This window comes from Rhodococcus sp. JG-3 (genome assembly GCF_000482405.1).
Classification (GTDB): Bacteria; Actinomycetota; Actinomycetes; order Mycobacteriales; family Mycobacteriaceae; genus Rhodococcoides; species Rhodococcoides fascians.
The window spans coordinates 1636074-1652616 of sequence record NZ_KI519398.1; the positions used below are offsets into that span (position 1 = coordinate 1636074).

The following is a 16543-nucleotide window of genomic DNA, read 5'->3' on the forward strand; positions in this document are numbered from 1 at the left end:
GAGGCCGAATCTATTCATGTAGCGAGAGAGCTCCTACCGTGAGTTCGAGGATGGGATGCGCAATGAGAGTGCGATCTAGGTGCCGAGAGCGCTACGAACCAGTTCGTGTTCAGGCAGATTCACCATGGTCCAGACGGATTCTCGTCGCCGATCTCGGTGTCACGAGCGTGTCACATGGCGGTGCGAACGGACGTGGATTCGGATGGTACTGCCTGGACTATTCAGCCAGCTCAGGACAACCGAGGTGGTTCCATGCGGACGTATCTGGTTGTCTCGCAACATACTTGTAAGCGAGCGGTCAACGGTTCAATCCCGTTAGGAGGCTCTCTTGGCTCCGATTCCGTCCCTGGGATCGGAGTTTTTGTGTTTTCGTCTCGGATCGGCTCCTCGGTTTCGGATACCCGACGCCGATCGGAGTCGGATATCCGGAACGGGGGAGCTGATCGAGTCGACGGGGCGGATCGACGCCCTTCGTCGGGATTTACACCCTTCGTAGGAGGTGTCGATTCCGATTGGGGGCGTGGATTCAGGTCATCGATGCGCGACCGCGGGCCCACCACATTGCCGCGGCGCGGAATACGAAGAGCCGAGTCGTCGTTGACTCCATCGACGGTGTTCGGTCCCAATGCCCCGGGGACCAACCATCAGCCGCCACGAGCGGCCACCTGCCGAGAGGCGCACTGGCGAACACCGTCACCCAACATCGAAGGTCCTGCATCACCCGCCGATGCGCGTCAGTCGGTCTTGTCTGCCGAACCCATCGAGCCCATTTCAGCGGCGAATTCTGTCGCCATGGCTTTCGAGAGTGCCTGCGCAGCCGACAGCGGACGCACCATCACGGTGAAGGTGTCGATCAGGCCGTCGGAGTCGAGGTGGAGGATGTCGCAACCGTGGACGGTCACGTCGTCGATGCGGGCCTCGAAGAACAGGACGTGATCACGGCCGCCGATGTCTTCTACGGTTTTCACGTAGCGGAGGTCCTGGAAGACGCGGGTGACGGCGCGCAGTATCGCCGCGGTTGTCTGCTTGCCGCGGTACGGCTTGAATGCGACGGGGGAGCTGAAGACGACGTCATCGGCCAGGGTGGCGGCCATGGCGTCGTGGTCGTTGGCCTCGACGGCCTGTCGGAACTGCTGCACGCGTCATCTCCTGGGTGGGGCCAGGGCCTGCGACACCCTCGGCTGGTGACCGAACACTACACAACTTTGCGACTATGAACGGGTGTTCGGCGGGATTATTCGCGTTCAGCGCGAGCGTCGAGCACTTCGAGGACGCGGGCACCCCAGCGAAGCGATTCCTCCTCGAACATTCGTCCCCGCATCAGGGTGAGGTACGGGCCGATGCGATCGGCGGTGGCCAGGAAATCGGTCTCGGTACGTCCGTCGAGCAGGCGGTGCGCCATCCGGTCGTACCGAGCCAGCTTGTCGCGCGAGAGCTGCATTCGTTCTCGGATCGCCTCGGTCATCGGCTGCAGGTCGCCGGCTTCGAGAGCGTGGATCGCCACCAGGTGCTCGTCGCGAATCGCAGGAAGTTTCGGTTGCCGATGGCTGACCTGGCGTAGCGCTGTCCGTCCTTTGTCGGTGAGGCTGAACAGGCGTTTGTTGGGTCGACCGTCCTGCTCGACCAGTCGCGCCGAGATCACCTCGTCTCGATCCATTCGATCGAGCTCGCGGTAGAGCTGTTGGGGAGTGGCAGTCCAGAAGTTGGCGACGGTTGCGTCGAACGCCTTGGACAGGTCGTAACCCGACATCTCCCCGTCGACCAGTGCGGCGAGCACGGCATCACGTAGCGACATGATCCAGCACAGTACCCGTCGCGAGGTGGCGGGCAGGCCAGGAACTAGACAACTTGTTGTATATTGACGTCGAGTGAAAGAACGGTGGACGTGGTGGATCAGACGAAACAATTGCGATACGTAGCCCTGGGCGACAGCCAGACGGAAGGGCTGAACGACGGCAACGACGAAACAGGCTTTCGTGGTTGGGCCGATCGGCTCGCCGAGCTCATGGCCGAGAGCGCAGACGGGGTCGCCTATGCCAACCTCGCGGTACGTGGTCGTAAAGCCGCGCAGGTCAAGGCCGAGCAGTTGCCGGCTGCGTTGGCGTTGAAGCCGACCGTCGCGTCCGTCGCTGCCGGTGTCAACGACATCCTGCGTCCGCAGTTCGATGCGAAGACCGTGGCGAGTGAAGTGGGCGCAATGTTCGCCGCGCTGCGAGCGGCCGACTGCACCGTGATCACCATGACGTTTCCCCGCCTCGCTCACCCGGTCCCCGGAAGGACCGTCATCGCCAGGCGTATGATCGAGCTGAACGCCGAGATTCGCAGAGTCGCAGCCGAATCCGATGTCGTCGTGATCGACCTCGAAAAGCATGACGTGGCCTCTGATCCCCGGCTGTGGAGTTGGGACCGACTGCATCTGAACGAGACGGGACATGCGCGGCTCGCTGCGGCTGCCGCCTACGCCCTCGGTCTACCGGGTGCCACCGACGCATGGAATCTTCCGTTGGCACCGCTTGCCAGACCGCGCCTGCACTCCCGAGTTCGCGCCGACCTCACCTGGGCCGGAATGTTCCTCGCGCCGTGGTTGACTCGTCGGATTCGTAAACGCTCCTCGGGGGACAGTCGTACGGCCAAACGACCCGAGCTGACCTCGCTGGTCGGGTAGGGCCGAGTCGTACAGGCACCGATAATCGACTGCCATGGGCGCGTGTCCCGTAGGAGCCAGCTGGGGGACTATCGACGAACACAGTTCGAGGCCGGAATCGGTGGTGCTGTTCGATCCCGTCATCGCTGTTCGACTCGACCGAGACCGGCGACTGCCGTCGACGCGAGGTTCAGTAGTCGCCCGATGAACTCGTCCCGTTCGATTGGCAGTGCACCTCGAAGCCACATGGCTACCACGTGCGTCGAGCCGGATACGAGCAAGTGTGCCACCAGTTGTGCGTCGACGTCGTCGGCTGACGTCGTCGCCATCAAGCCGAGAAGCTGGTCCACGTATCGATCCACGGCAGCATCGCGCGTCGCGAGGAGTGCTGGGCTGGCTGCTGATTCGAGGTACAGGCGGGCTGTACGCGGGTCGTCCATCGCGTCCAGTACCGCCTCGATAGCCACCGTCAGTACCTGCCGGGGATCCGAGACTCCGAGGGTGCCCGCCGCGTCGATGGCCTCCGAGATGGAGTCGAAAACGCCCTGCATGGCCGCCGACAACAGCTCTTCCAGGGACGCATAGGTCTCGTAGAAGTAGCGCTTTGCAAGAGATGCTCGAGCGCATACCGCGCCGATCGTGAGCTCGGTGACGCCGTTGTCGTGCACAAGATCCAGTGCGGCCTCCCTGAGGCGATCTCGCCGATCTGCAAGTCGTTCCTCTTGAGACAGACCGCCGTACTTGCGGGAGGGGCCATCGATCGAGTTCATACCGACATCTTGACACCCGGGGAGCCACGCTGCATCATTCAGGAACTGCTACGTCGCAGTTCCTGATTGGAGTAGTCATGGTGTGTTGCCTTGCCGCAATTGCCATCCTGTCGATCCTGTCGCGGGTTTTTGCACAGCCGATCTCATGGGCGAGAGGTGGCGGGCGAGACGTGCGCGAGCTGCCCACGGCACGGTATGCCGTCGGCCCCCTTGAGAGATCGGACGTACTCCGGTGAAAAACGCGACGCCGCAGGATCTACCCGTCGAGCCCATGACCGAGCCGATGTCGGTCCCGCTCCTCGACGATCGAGCACCACTTCTTCCACCCGTGACGGCCGGAGTCATCCGAAAATTCATGATCGTCTACGCCGCGGTATGGATCTCGGGTCTGACCCTTCTTCTGGCCGGGACCGGTCGCGTCCAGGTGCTGGGCGCTGAGCTGCTGGTACCGGGCGGTGGCCACTTTGCCCACGGACACGTTCTGTTCGGCGTCGTTGCGCTCGGGTCGTTGGTTGCGGCCGTACTGCTCTGGTGGATGGTCGGCGCATTCGTCGCACCGTTCATCGTGTGGGGGCTGAATGCGGCGTGGGCGGTGGCAATGCCGAGCTATCACCACATCGACAGCGCCACTGTGACAGCACTTTCCGCGGCGGTGCCCACCTCGCTGGTCTTGGTTGTCGTTGCCCACGCAGTACGTCATCATCGACGCCGAGGTGTGGCGGCCCGTACCAATCTCGTGTTGAACGAACTTCAGGTCCCCGTCACGCGGGTTCCGTCGAGTCCCGTTCTGCCGGTGGGCGAGGCGTCGATCGAGGACCTCACCCGAATGAGGCTTGCTTTCGACCTCGCTCTGCAGCCGGTGGATCGATTCGACGGGTTCGACCGACGGGACCAGTTCAGAGAGGCAGCGCTGCGGTACCAGCTCAGCATCCTCGGCTACACGCTGTCGACATACCGGTACAATTATGCCCCTGCGTTTTCGGGGTACCTGGCCGAGGCTGCGGCACGGTCGATTCACAAGATGAGCGATCGACGAGTGTGGGGATACTGGGCTCTCGAGAATGCCTGGGGCAGAATGAAATCGAGTCGCGATCCGGTAGCGAACACCGACAACATCATGCTCACCGGCTGGCAGGGTGTCGCCGTCGGGATGTTCGAGAGCCTCGAGGACGACCGCTTCTCCCAGCCAGGAGCGCTGACGTATCGGTGGTCCGATACCGAGTCGTACGCCAACGATTTCCATACGCTCTCGGCATCGATCGAAAGGAACATGCAGAGATCACAGTTCACTCTGTATTCGTGTGAACCTCGCTGGATCTATCCGGTGTGCAACACCTTCGGCGTCAACACGCTCGTCATGCACGACAGGCTCCACGGCACTCACATGTTCGACGATCTCGAAGGCGCAATCCGTAGGGCATACCTCGAGGAGTTCCATCGCCCCGACGGCCGGATCATCGGTGTCCGATCGGAAACGGCCGGAATCTCCTGGAGCCCATGGTCCGGTGACGGAGTCTGGCTACCGACGACGTACTGGATGCACGCGGCCATGCCCGACCTCGCGCACCGCTCGTGGTGGTTGATGCGCGATACGGTACTGCGCCATGACGGCGAGCGGTTCCACTTGCCGAAGACTCTGGCCAATCGGGTCGATGCCGGTTCGTACTCCTTCGGTCGCGATACCTTCGGTCAGATCATGCTGGCGATGTCAGCCCGGGAGATCGGCGACGAGGACGTCGCCGCCAACGTCCTGGCTCATTTGGATCATCACGAACCCACTCGAACTGTCAACGACGCAACGACATTCACGCAGACCTCCACACAGGGAAACCTGTACTCGCTGATGGCGCGATTCGGCCGGCATGCCGGTCTGCGCGACCTCGTCGGTCACGGACCCGATTCGACCTGGCTCCGCGGACCACGTCTGGCCGACGCGTCGTATCCGGACGTCCTGGTGGGCCGCGCCGTCAGCGACGGGGCAGCGCTCGAATGCGTTCTCCATCCAGGCGCGGAACGAAAACGAGTGCATCTGACCATCGACAACGCGCAACCCGAGCGGGACTACATGGCCGTCGGTGCTGTCGAGACGACCGTCAGGGCAGGACGCGACGGCCGATTCGTCCTCGCCGTCGACCTCGGGGGCCGAACCGAACTACGAATCGAGCCGCAATCATGAACCGAGTTTCGGGCCGACGCGTCCGGCAGCAGATTCACGCTCTCGACCCGACTGTCGATGCCGACGAGATCGCGCGTTTGTCGGTGGTCACGCTCAACGGAAAGAACAGGGTTGTCTATGCGCTCTTCACCGTTGCATTCATCAAACAGGTGGCCGTGCCGAATATGGCGCGCATTCTGTACCGCCGCGGGACCGGCGACATCGTTCGAGAGACGCTGCAGCGCAACGACGACACGATCGTGTTCTTCGGACAGCTGCTCGACCATGGACCGAACTCGCTCACAGGCCGCGAGTGGATCGACCGCCTGAACCGGATACATGCCAATTTCCCTATCCGGAACAAAGATTCGCTGTACACCCTGTCGACGCTCGCACTCGACCCACATGATCTCACACTGGCGCTGGGGCACTCGCCGTTCGGTCCGGCGGAATTGCAGTCGCAGTGGCTCTTCTGGAGGAAAGTCGCAGTGCGGCAACACTTGGAGGGCATACCGGAAACCCGTGCCGAGCTGAGCGCATGGGCGGAGCTGTACGAAGAAGCGGAATACGCCGCCAGCGAGGATGGGCGACACATCACGGCTGCACTGATACGTGCCTTCGGGCAGCGATGCTTACCTGCACCGCTGCGGCGGTGGGACGCGCAGATCATCGCTGTGTTCTGTCCACCGCGCCTTCGCGAAATCCACGGCTTGCCGAGCCCGGGGCCGGTGATGCGGGCTGTGGCCCGCGGGGCCCTCGCGGCGTACGTCCACACCCTGCCGATGCACCTCTTGCCTCTGAACCGCTCACTGGCAATAGATTTCGGGGACAATCGCTACGGGGCACGGATGCCGGACGAGGTAGGGTACCAACGGGCGAAGGCGGCCGGCCGCGGCTGATCAGGTAGCGCGGGGAATGATCACGGGAACACCAGCAGTCGTCACGTCCACGCCAGCTGGGACCGTCTGTGCCAGTAGGCTTCTGGAGTTTCATGCAGTTCCAGGTCGCTGGCGGCGATCAGCTCACGGTCGATCGAGAGAGCGGCGACATTCTGCTCGAGTTGAGCGGCGGTTGCCGCGCCGGAGAGCACAACATCGGCCCACGGTTGCGCGAGTGCACATGCCAGCGCGAATGCGTCACGGCCGACCCCGGCCGAATCCGCGACCCTGCCGAGCGTTGAATCTTCTGCCACGAGTCGACCATTGGCCATTGCCTCTTTGACGACGACGAACCAGCCGGCGTCGTGCGCGCGTTCCAGAGAGGGGCCTGCGGACGGCTCGAGCGGATTCCAGGTCGATTGCACCGAGCTGAACACGCCGATCTCCAGCGCAGCATGCACCACATCGGCTTGATGCGGGCCGCTGGTGCTGATGCCGATTCGAGTGCCACTCTCGGCTACGGCGCGTAGTTCGTCGACCAGTGCCGTGTCGGTGAGGGCAGGACTGTCCGGTGTGACGCTGTGGATCAGGTAGTGATCGGGTGCTCCGCCCAGCTCGTGCAGGGTCTGGGGCCACTGTTCGGCCAGACGTTCGACCGAGTGCTCTTTGACCTCGTGAACCTCGGCTCCCCGCTGGAAATCGGCGACGTAGGCGTATCCCCATTTGGAGCCGATCACCAGGTTCTCGCGCCGATTCGGGTGGCGAGACAACCAGCTGCCGAGGAAGCGCTCGGCCAACCCGTAGGAGCGAGCGGCGTCGAAGTGTCGAACTCCGTTGTCCCACGAAGCGTCGAGTACTGCGTGGCACAGCTGTTCCAAGGCTGCTGGATCGAATCGTCCGTCCACAGCGGCCGAGTGCCCGACCGTCAGGTACTCGGGACGTCCGAGTGCGGCGAGGCCGAGACCGAGTTGCGTCATGTCGTCAGTACTTTCGTTGTGCCGGGGAGAGAACAACCACCCTATCCGCGATCGGGTAGCGCCCGCGGCCTCGATACGAAATGTTGCGAGACATGGGTTCTCGGCTGAGGCTGGGAAGTTGCTGGGCCGCCACGCGATGTTGAGAAGGCCCGGCCTGCAGAACGACTACGGAGGAGAGAGCGGATGTCCGATTTCGCAGGGAAGCCATTGATCGGTGAGATTCGGCTTGCACGCGCCCGTGCAGGGTTGAGTTGGGCCAGCTTGGCCGAGGCCATCGACATGCCGGTGGCATGGACGGTGTCGGCACTGTACGGCCAGCATCCTCTCAGCGTCGCGCAGGCCGATCTGCTCGCAGAGAAATTGAGCATGCCCGAAGGCTCGTTGTTCGAGCTCACCCTGGCTCCCTATCGTGGATTACTCGACATCTCTTCAGATCCCACGGTCTACCGATTCCACGAGGCGCTCGAGGTGTACGGTCCCGCACTCAAAGAACTGATCGCCGAGGAGTTCGGCGACGGCATCATGAGTGCCATCAATTTCACGATGAACATCGAACGTCGCCCGCACGATGACGGGGATCGCGTCGTGGTGACGTTCGATGGGAAGTTCCTCGACTATCGATGGACCGAATAGCTGAACTCGGGAGCCGATCCGGTGAACGGTGTCGGCAAATACGGCCCTTGTCCGAATCCGCACCCCGCATATGGGGCGTGGTTTACGACAAGGGGCGTAGATCCGATTCCTTGGAGTCGGGAACCACGACCAGTGCACGCCGCATCCAGCTGTACACCCTCTCGTCGTTGAGGAGGGTGAAATGGTGCGCACTGTAGATCGCCAGACCGTCGTCCGGTCGAAGTCCGATGTTGCGGAGCTTGTTTCGGCCCCCGGCACTGTCGGTACGGACCAGGCCGTCACCCACGAAGACTCCGACCGGGTTGCGCGGACTTCCGGTGACGACCGCGGACGCGTGATGATGACGCACCCGTTCCGGAACCGAGATGTCCATGGCGGCACCGACATCGAAGCTGTCGGTGTAACGAGCATGACCGTCCTCGTCGGTGATCGCTCCGTGGATCAGATCACGGATACCGGCACTTCGACGCGCCAGTAGGTTCGCGAACGGCCGGGTCTCGGGTACGAGTGCCATTGCGGCCGCGGCGACGTGGACGCCGTGAGCAAGTGGCGCGCCCAGATGTGGTGTCCCCAGAGTGAATACGTCCGTCAGCAGATCCACCCATCGTCGACCGCCTTCGGCAGCGTGGTGAGCAGCGCTGCGTGAGACCAGCCCGCCCATGGAATGTCCGACCAACGTGATCCGGTGTACCCGGACGGGCCCGCCGGTACGAGCTGCTCCAGCAAGTCCGACAGGTCGGCACCATTGGCTGCAATTCGGCGTCCGGTGTTGTAGCGCAGAAAGATCGAGGTCGTCCCGGCTTCGGCGTCCAGCCGCTCTCCGTATGTGGGCCGCCCACCGAGCCGCCATGCGTATTCCGTTTCGACCAGCCCATGGACGAACACCACGAGGTGCGCTCCCGCGGTGGGAAACCCGTCGGCCAAGGCTCGGTACTCCGGCGGTACAGGGCGTCCGTCGACTCGAATCGACATCGGATGGGCCAGTACCCGGGCTGTTCTCTCCATGTCGTCGCCGATGAGACCGTTCAGAACGGCGATGGTTTGCGCGCCACGGCTGGTGTGCGACGGTGACGGCCGCGAGTCGTCCTCGGCCACGTCGTCGCCGTCGGTCAGGGAGCCGTCAGCCAGGGAGCCGTCGGTCAAGGAGCCGACGATCTTGGCTGCGCCGGTGCAGGCGGCCGCGATGCTCGCGTACGTGCCGGCGGCGATCGCGTCGTGCATCAGTTGTGTCGGCAGGGCGGCGGGACCGATACCGAGCTTCACGGCAGCAAACGTGCGTCGTGCAATTGCCGAGTGGACGGCGCGAACGCCACCCGCAGCCGATGCCAACTCGCGGAGCGTGAGCTCGCCGAGCTCACCCCACTCCTGTGTGCGCCGAGATTTCTTCCCCGGTCCAGGTTTCGTCCCCACTGGATTCAGTGTACGCACGTCCACTGAAACTGCTGACTCCGCAGAATCGGCGTCTCAGTCTCGTTGGCCGACCACCGGGTTGAGCTCGGAGTTCGCGAGGCCACCGGGCTCGATGCCGGGGAGGAATTCGCGCCAGGTGCCGCTGATAAGGGTCGGCGACTCGACGACGCGGGTGCCGTCGGCGAAGTAGGTGGTGGCCAGTGCGCGACGCGGCTGTGTCGTCCGGTTCGGGCCTGCGGTGTGGAAGCACAGCGCGGAGTGGAACGATACGTCTCCCACGGCGAACGGCTCGGACTCCACCGCCACGTTGCGCGTGCGGAAGCGCTGGGTGACGGCCTCGTCGTAGGAGGTGCCGACCTTGTCGAATTTGAGGTCTGCGACTTCGTCGAGAACGTCCCGTCCGCGCGCGAACGACAGTGGACCCATCGGGCCCGGAATGGCCGACATCGGCATCCAGGCGGTGACGGCGTCGGTGGTCTGCAACGGGAAGTGCTCGGCGTCGTGGTGCCACGGTGTGCGTCCGCAGCCGGGCTCCTTGGACAGCGCATTGTCGTGGTACAGCCGAACGCCGGGCACGTCGAGCAGTGCCGCGGCCAGGCCGCCGATCCGGGGTGACAGTGCTACGGCACGCATCAGGTCGTCGTGGAGCCACATCTGCTCGAGCGCGGTGAACCGGCCCGCAACGTCATCGCCGTGCTCGGCTCGCAGTAGTTCCTCGAGCCGCTCGGCGAGGCGTCGTACGACGGCAGGCGAGAACACCGCGGGCAGCCGCACGAAGGCGTGTCGCGCGAATGCGTCGACGGCCGCCGGGTCGAGATCGTAGGGCTCGGCGAGTTCACGCTCGACTTGTTCGTCCGTGGCGGCCTCGACATCCGGCAGTCCAGGGCCATCGACGAGTTCGGCGGGTGCGGCGTCGTTGGCGGCCAGCGTGACGTACCAGTCCCACCAGTCCTGATCGTTGCCCGCCCAGTCCTGGTCGATACCGCCCTCGCGATTGCGTTCGGGCAGAAGCTCGTTGGTGGCAGGGTTGTTCAGAGCCACAGCAGGGCCGCCTCGTGCGAGAAGGTGTAGGAACCGGACGCGTCGCGGCACGAAGCGAGGTAGTCGCCGAGCACGGGGGCCGCCTCCATCTCGTCGAGGGACACGGAGTCGTCGAAGGCGCAGCGCTGCAGAAAGCCTTCGGCGACAGCGCGATCGGACGTTCCGGTGGTGTACGAGACGCGCTGATCGCGCACGTCCGCGCCCGCGCGGATCAGCGCGTCGCGCACCTGCTCGGCCGTCGTGTACGGCGTTGCTTCGCGTACGCCGGCGCGGAAGGCATCGTAGAACGCGATGTAGTGGGAGGCTTCCGTAGCCTGCGCGACCAGACCGAGACCACCGGGAGCCAGTGCGGCCACGAATCTTTCGGCTGCGGCATCCAACTCCGCGGGCGGAAGGGCGTAGAGCGCGTGAGTGGCCCACACGACGTCGTAGCCGACGTGATCTGCGGGCAGATCCTGCAGCGTCATCACCAGATCGTGCCGGGCGACGAAAGGCGCGGCCAGAGCTCCGCGTGCCTCGGCCACCGAGAATTCGGATGGGTCGAGCAGGTCGTAGGCGACCTCGGGTACCGCGGACAGGTCGGTGTACCGGCGGAGCGCAGTGGGGAATTTACCGCTGCCGCAAGCCACGTCGAGTAGCGACCAGCCCTCGTGAGCCCGGCCGGCGAGCAGCGTCGGCCAATCGGCTGCCAACGCCAGCTGGTGATAGTCCTCGGTGGCCAGAGCGTAGAACGCCTCCATACCCGTGCGGCCCGCCTCGCTCCAGTGCTCGAGACTGCGTTCGGCTGTGTCTCCGCTGCTCACGAGATTCCTCCTAGGAAGCCAACTACGACGCACCGGACGGGGCGTCATGGTTGACTCGGTCCAATGTCCAACATAGCTCCGAATTCGCCGACAGACACTGCCGTCGTGCTCATCGACGGATTGCGGGCGATGCGGCGCGGGGCCGAGGCGCTGGCGGGCCTGCCGCCCGAGTCCTACGCCGAGCACCACGCCGCCTTCGAGATGCTCTCCGATCAGCGCGGTCTGATCGCCCAGCACTTCGCAGATCGGCTGGCCGGGATGGGGAATGGACCGCTCTCGGTGCTGTCGGTGGGCTGCGGAGACGGTTCGCTCGATGCCAGGCTTGCAGCGGGCCTGGTGCTGCGGGCACCCGGCCGCACGGTCAGGTACGTCGGCATCGACCCCTGGATCGGCAGTACCGAGCTCTTCGCCGCCACGATGGCGGCGCTCGAGGCCACCGAACTCGACGCTCGCGCATACGTCGCATCGTTCGACGACGCACCCGTCGACGAGACTTTCGACGTCGTGATGTTCGTGCACTCGATGTACTACGTCGCAGACTTACGAGCAACGTTGCGTGCCGCGCTCGCCCTGCTGCGACCCGGCGGCGAACTGTGGGTGGCGATTGCGCCGACGGCCGCGCTCAACGCACTCGTCGAAGTCCTCGCCCCTCCACTCGAGGGCCATCGGCAGTGGTTCAGCGCCGACGTCGAGAAAGCATTCGTCGACGCCGAGATCGTCCTCGACGACACGGTGACTCTCGATGCGCTGGTCGATCTTTCCGCCGCGAGCGACGACGTGCTGGACTTCGCGGTGCAAGCCCGGTTGACGCCCGAGCTGCACGAGCCGGTGCGGGCCTACCTCGCGGCGGTATCGGTTCCGGATGCGGTTGGCGGGCTTCGAGTTCCGCATCCGGTCGACGTGTTCAGCGCGACCCGTCACTGAATGCCTCGACGTCACTGAATGCCTCGACGCCACTGAACGCGCCGATTCGGGAAGGTGGACGGAGGTCAGGTCCAGGCCATGCGGGAGCGGTTGTCCCAGTAACTCTGCGGCGACTCGGCAATGTCCAGGTCGGCAATGCTCAGGTCGCCGGGCGCGATCACGGCGCGGTCGATGGAGAGCGCAGTGATGTTCTGTTCGAGTTGCGCCACCGTGGCGGCACCGGAGAGCACCACATCGGCCCACGGTTGCGCGAGGGCGACGGCCAGTGCGAGCGCGTCGCGGCCGACTCCGGCCGAGTCGGCGCGCGCGGCGAGTGCGGAGTTCTCAGCGACAAGTCGACCGTTCGCCATCGCCTCTTTGACGACGACGAACCAGCCGGCCTGGTGCGCTTCCGCCAGGGCGGGGGCGACGGACGGTTCGAGGGGGTTCCACGTCGACTGCACCGAGCCGAACACCCCGCTAGCGAGCGCGGCACGCACGACATCGGCCTGGTGCGGCCCGCTGGTGCTGATGCCGATGCGGGTGCCACCGGCTGCCAGCGCGCGTAGATCGTCGAGCAGGGCTGCGTCGCGAAGGGCAGGGCTGTCCGGGGTGACGCTGTGAATCAGGTAGTGGTCGGGCGTTCCGCCGAGGTCGCGCACGGTCTGCGGCCACTGTTCGGCCAGGCGTGCGACCGAGTGTTCCTTGACCTCGTGTACCTCCGCGCCCCGCTGGAAGTCGGCGACATAGGCGTAGCCCCACTTCGAGCCGATCACGAGTTCCTCGCGCCGGTTCGGACGGGCAGACAACCAGCTGCCGAGGAACTGCTCGGCCAGACCGTAGGAGCGGGCGACGTCGAAGTGCCGAATGCCACTGTCCCAGGCGGCGTCCAGTACTGCGTGGCAATGTTGCTCGAGCGCAGCCGGGTCGAACCGCCCGTCCACCGCACGCGAATGCCCGATGGTCAGGTACTCCGGGCGTCCGAGTGCGGCAAGTCCGAGACCGAGTTGCGTCATGCCCTGAATACTCTCATCACTGCCGCCCTCGGAGCCTCGCCGCGAAACCGAGGAGCCGATTTGCCGCCTACCAGCCGGTGGTCAGGACTCTGTTCAACGAGTCGACGAAGTAGTCGACCGATTCCTTCGAGACACACAGGGGCGGTTTGATCTTGAGCACGTTCTGGTGGTCGCCGGTCGGTTGCATGATCACTCCCAGTTCGAGGAGTCGATTGCAGATGGCCTCGGTTTCCTCGGTGGCGGGCTCGAGGGTGGAGTGGTCGCGGATGAATTCGAGTCCCAGGTACAACCCCGAGCCGTGCACCGTGCCCACGATGGGGTGCTCGGTCGCGAGGGCCTGCAGTCGTGACTTCAGGTGGCCACCGACGACGCGCGCGTTCTCCTGCAACCCCTCTTGCTGGATGACGTCGAGCACGGCGAGACCGATCACCGACGACACCGGCGATCCGCCGGTGGAGGAGAAGAAGTAGCCACCGGTGCGATAGCGGTCGGCGATCTTTCGGGTGGTGACAACGACGCCGACGGGTTGGCCGGTACCGATGGATTTCGCGACCGCGATGACGTCGGGAATCGCCTGCTGCTGCTCGAAGCCCCAGAACCATTCGCCGAGTCGGCCGTAACCGACCTGCACTTCGTCGGAGATCGCGATACCGCCGTGCTTGCGGACGGCGGCGTAGACCTGCTGGAGGTAGCCGTCGGGAAGTGCGACTCCTCCGGCGTTGCCGTAGTAGGACTCGCAGATGAACCCGGCGGGGAGAGTGCCTGCCGCAGCCAGGTCGTCGATGAACTGCACGGCCTCGGGTGCGTACCTCGAGGCGTCGTCACCGCGGTGCTTTCCTCGGTAGGAGTTCGCGGCATCGACGGTGTGTACCCAGTCCGGCCGGGTGGCAAGGGCATTGGGATTGTCGGCTATCGAGGTCGAGACGGCGTCGCTGGCGAAGGTCCACCCGTGGTAGGCCTCTTTCATGGCCACGATGTCGGTACGTCCGGTCGCGGCCATCGCGATGCGGATGGCGAGATCGGTGGCCTCGGAACCGGAGTTGACGAAGAACACGGTGTCGAGTTCGTCGGGGAGGGTCGCGGTGATGCGTTCTGCGAACTCCGTGATCGCACGATAGTTGAAGCGCGAGTTGGTGTTCAGCAGTTGCATCTGCCGATGGGCGGCCGCCACCACCTTCGGGTGGGCATGGCCGACGGAGGCGACGTTGTTGACCATGTCGAGATAGACCCGGCCGTCGACGTCGGCCAGATACTCACGCCACCCCCGCTCGATGCGGGGCGGCTCCGCGTAGTAGTGCTCCTGGACCTCGGCGAGCAGCCGTTCGCGGCGCTCGAGGGTGTCGTCCTCGGGGGCGACGACGGTAGGGGGCAGCCCGAGTGCCGGCGCTGGGTCACCGGCGAGTACCGACCAGCCGTGGGAGTACGAGGGCTCGACGCGCAGTGGTATCGGCCCCGAGTTCGATCGGGTGAGCTGGACGTCGATCGGTGTACGCGCCGGCAGCACAAGGGTATTCGGTGAGTTCGGTACGCCCACGAAGTGGACGGCGTCGTCACCGGACGTGACGGTGATGCCGTCGTCGGTGTGCGTGGTGTAGCAGTCTGCAGGTACGTCGAGCGTGGTGTCCTGGGCGAGCCAGATGGTCAGCGCAGTCGAGATCGTGGCCGGCTCTGTGGGAGTGCGGCTGGGTCCACCGGTGAGTCGAACAGACCACGCAGGTACCACTGCGGCGGGAGCGCCTGCATCGAGTCCGGCAAGCGCGGCGCCCGTCAGGGTGTGTCGGTCGAGCCAGCGCCCTTCGTCGTTGACGGTCGACGTGGTGCCCGCGTCGATGGTCACGGCGTCGGACATATCGGCGACCAACGGTTCGCCCTGCCAGGTCGGTCGCGGCCGGGCATCCGAACCCAGTGCCCGACGGATGGTTTCGGTCATCACGGCGCAGGGCACCGATGCTGCTTGGGTGAGGATACGGAATTCGCGATCCAGCGCGGAGTCGGCGTACGAGTTCCCGGCGTCGAGGCGTACCTGCTGACGGCCGCTGAGTACGAGGACCACTCCGCGCAGGGTGACCAATGGCCACAGTGCCTCGATCTCGTTCTCGCTCAGCGGACGTGCGGCATGGAAGGCGCGGATGGCGGGCAGTGCGTCGACCGGCGCGAAGCCGTCGTGGTGCAGCAGCGAGGACAAGGTCACCGCAATTTCGTTGACCGCCCACGATCGACTGACATCGCCGAAGTCGATGACGGCGTCGGGGAGCGACCCGGCTGCCGTCGGCGCGAGAACGTTGTCGTCGGTGATGTCGAAGTGGCCGAGTTGAAGGGGCAGGTCGGCCGACACCGAATGCAACTGACGCAAGGCCGATGCGGTGACGTCGGTGATGAATTCGCTGACATCCTGGTCCGGCTCGTCGGGCAACAGCGTCGCGATGACGCGATCGGCATGGCGCAGATCCCATTGCAGCACCCGGCCCGACGCCGGGTGGTCGACATCGGAGAGTGCAACGCTCACCTTGCCTGCGAGTTCACCCATCCGCGCGGCCGTGGCGGGGGAGAGATAGTTCGAGCCCATCAGCGTTGTGCCCGAGATGAATTCGATGACCCGGCCGTGGATGCGCCCCTGCGACGAGTTCCACCATGCGGACATAGGTCCGCGCGGGCCGACGACCACCTTCGGGGTACGCAGCGTCGGCTCTCGCTCGGCAACGATGCTTGCGGCGAGGTCCTGCAACTCGATCTCGGACTCGCTGAACACCGGGTTGCTCAGCTTGAGGACGCCGACCGGGGTGCCGCTGTCGATGTCGCGAACCACGAAGTTCTGGTCCTGCTGGCTGCCGAGTTCGGTGAGGGTGCATGCCAATCCGAAGTTTTCGTCCATCAGCCTACGGACCTCGTCGGACTCGAGGGTCGGCGTCGGTAGCTCGGGCTGGGCGAAGAAGTCGAACACGGTGTCAGGCATGGGTTTCCTCGGTCTCTTTCTCGAACACGGTCTTGCCGCCGACAATGGTGCGTACGACCGACACAGCCAACAGATTGCCTCCGTCGAGTACGTCACCGTCCAGTACGACGAGGTCGGCGTACATGCCGGGTTGCACTCGACCGACCCGCGAATCGGCATCGAAGGACGCGGCGGAGTCGAATGTCGCGTGGCGTAGGGCGGCGTCGAGCGGCACCGCGAACTGCGGCTCGTTCGGTGGTAGCGAGTGGTCGGTGGCCGAGCGTCTCGTGGTGGCGATGTCGGACATACCGAATGTCGACGTCGCTCGTCGAGTGTTCAGTGGAAGCCGGGTGGCGTCGGGCGTCAGTGGAATGGTCATGA

16 protein-coding genes are annotated in these 16543 nt (G+C 64.8%); 5 read left to right on the forward strand and 11 right to left on the reverse strand.

Annotation, left to right across the window (positions count from 1 at the left end; genetic code table 11):
• Positions 1-734: 734 nt before the first annotated feature.
• Positions 735-1139: a nuclear transport factor 2 family protein gene (locus K414_RS0109185; protein ID WP_027495680.1), complete on the reverse strand. Its 405-nt coding sequence runs from the start codon at positions 1137-1139 to the stop codon at positions 735-737.
• A 95-nt stretch (positions 1140-1234) separates the two neighbouring features.
• Positions 1235-1795 (reverse strand): PadR family transcriptional regulator, encoded by a 561-nt coding sequence (locus K414_RS0109190; RefSeq protein WP_027495681.1) that lies wholly within the window; start codon positions 1793-1795, stop codon positions 1235-1237.
• A gap of 93 nt (positions 1796-1888) precedes the next feature.
• Here K414_RS0109190 and K414_RS0109195 point away from each other — a divergent pair, with 93 nt between their 5' ends.
• On the forward strand, positions 1889-2665 hold the full coding sequence (locus K414_RS0109195; protein WP_037219961.1) for an SGNH/GDSL hydrolase family protein: 777 nt from the start codon (positions 1889-1891) through the stop codon (positions 2663-2665).
• Positions 2666-2784: 119 nt separating this feature from the next.
• On the opposite strand, the gene K414_RS26505 is transcribed toward K414_RS0109195, so the two are convergent.
• On the reverse strand, positions 2785-3414 hold the full coding sequence (locus tag K414_RS26505; protein ID WP_051365028.1) for a TetR/AcrR family transcriptional regulator: 630 nt from the start codon (positions 3412-3414) through the stop codon (positions 2785-2787).
• 232 nt (positions 3415-3646) lie between these two features.
• On the opposite strand from K414_RS26505, the gene K414_RS29090 reads away from it, so the two are divergent.
• On the forward strand, positions 3647-5590 hold the full coding sequence (locus K414_RS29090) for a hypothetical protein (protein WP_027495683.1): 1944 nt from the start codon (positions 3647-3649) through the stop codon (positions 5588-5590).
• A complete protein-coding gene (locus tag K414_RS26510; protein ID WP_037219060.1) occupies positions 5587-6468 on the forward strand; it encodes an oxygenase MpaB family protein in 882 nt (293 codons plus the stop codon). The genes K414_RS29090 and K414_RS26510 overlap by 4 nt, the downstream gene beginning before the upstream one ends.
• Before the next feature lie 41 nt (positions 6469-6509).
• On the opposite strand, the gene K414_RS0109215 is transcribed toward K414_RS26510, so the two are convergent.
• Positions 6510-7424: an aldo/keto reductase gene (locus K414_RS0109215; protein ID WP_027495684.1), complete on the reverse strand. Its 915-nt coding sequence runs from the start codon at positions 7422-7424 to the stop codon at positions 6510-6512.
• Positions 7425-7607: 183 nt separating this feature from the next.
• Between K414_RS0109215 and cynS the strand changes: the two genes are divergently transcribed.
• Positions 7608-8057 carry a cyanase gene (gene cynS / locus K414_RS0109220; RefSeq protein WP_027495685.1) on the forward strand — a complete coding sequence of 150 codons (450 nt, stop codon included), beginning with the start codon at positions 7608-7610 and terminating at the stop codon, positions 8055-8057.
• Positions 8058-8139: 82 nt separating this feature from the next.
• Here cynS and K414_RS28175 read toward each other — a convergent pair whose 3' ends face one another.
• From K414_RS28175 to K414_RS0109235, 4 genes are read right to left on the reverse strand one after another with little or no spacing between them, the layout of a single operon-like run.
• Positions 8140-8718, reverse strand: coding sequence for a hypothetical protein (locus K414_RS28175; protein ID WP_161631790.1), 579 nt, complete (start codon positions 8716-8718; stop codon positions 8140-8142).
• On the reverse strand, positions 8646-9467 hold the full coding sequence (locus K414_RS29095; RefSeq protein ID WP_161631791.1) for a hypothetical protein: 822 nt from the start codon (positions 9465-9467) through the stop codon (positions 8646-8648). The genes K414_RS28175 and K414_RS29095 overlap by 73 nt, the downstream gene beginning before the upstream one ends.
• A gap of 54 nt (positions 9468-9521) precedes the next feature.
• Positions 9522-10508, reverse strand: coding sequence for a phytanoyl-CoA dioxygenase family protein (locus K414_RS26520; RefSeq protein ID WP_051365031.1), 987 nt, complete (start codon positions 10506-10508; stop codon positions 9522-9524).
• The gene (locus K414_RS0109235; RefSeq protein WP_027495686.1) at positions 10499-11311 is read right to left on the reverse strand and encodes a class I SAM-dependent methyltransferase; all 813 of its coding nucleotides are present in this window, start codon (positions 11309-11311) and stop codon (positions 10499-10501) included. Before K414_RS0109235 ends, K414_RS26520 begins: the two co-directional genes overlap by 10 nt.
• A gap of 63 nt (positions 11312-11374) precedes the next feature.
• On the opposite strand from K414_RS0109235, the gene K414_RS0109240 reads away from it, so the two are divergent.
• Positions 11375-12235, forward strand: coding sequence for a class I SAM-dependent methyltransferase (locus K414_RS0109240; RefSeq protein ID WP_027495687.1), 861 nt, complete (start codon positions 11375-11377; stop codon positions 12233-12235).
• A 65-nt stretch (positions 12236-12300) separates the two neighbouring features.
• Here the strand turns inward: K414_RS0109240 and K414_RS0109245 are convergent, their stop codons facing one another.
• The 3 genes from K414_RS0109245 to K414_RS0109255 form a co-directional block, all read right to left on the reverse strand.
• On the reverse strand, positions 12301-13230 hold the full coding sequence (locus K414_RS0109245; RefSeq protein ID WP_037219064.1) for an aldo/keto reductase: 930 nt from the start codon (positions 13228-13230) through the stop codon (positions 12301-12303).
• Positions 13231-13297: 67 nt separating this feature from the next.
• Positions 13298-16183, reverse strand: coding sequence for an aminotransferase (locus K414_RS0109250; RefSeq protein ID WP_027495689.1), 2886 nt, complete (start codon positions 16181-16183; stop codon positions 13298-13300).
• Positions 16176-16541, reverse strand: coding sequence for an amidohydrolase family protein (locus K414_RS0109255; RefSeq protein WP_027495690.1), 366 nt, complete (start codon positions 16539-16541; stop codon positions 16176-16178). The genes K414_RS0109250 and K414_RS0109255 overlap by 8 nt, the downstream gene beginning before the upstream one ends.
• Positions 16542-16543 lie beyond the last annotated feature (2 nt).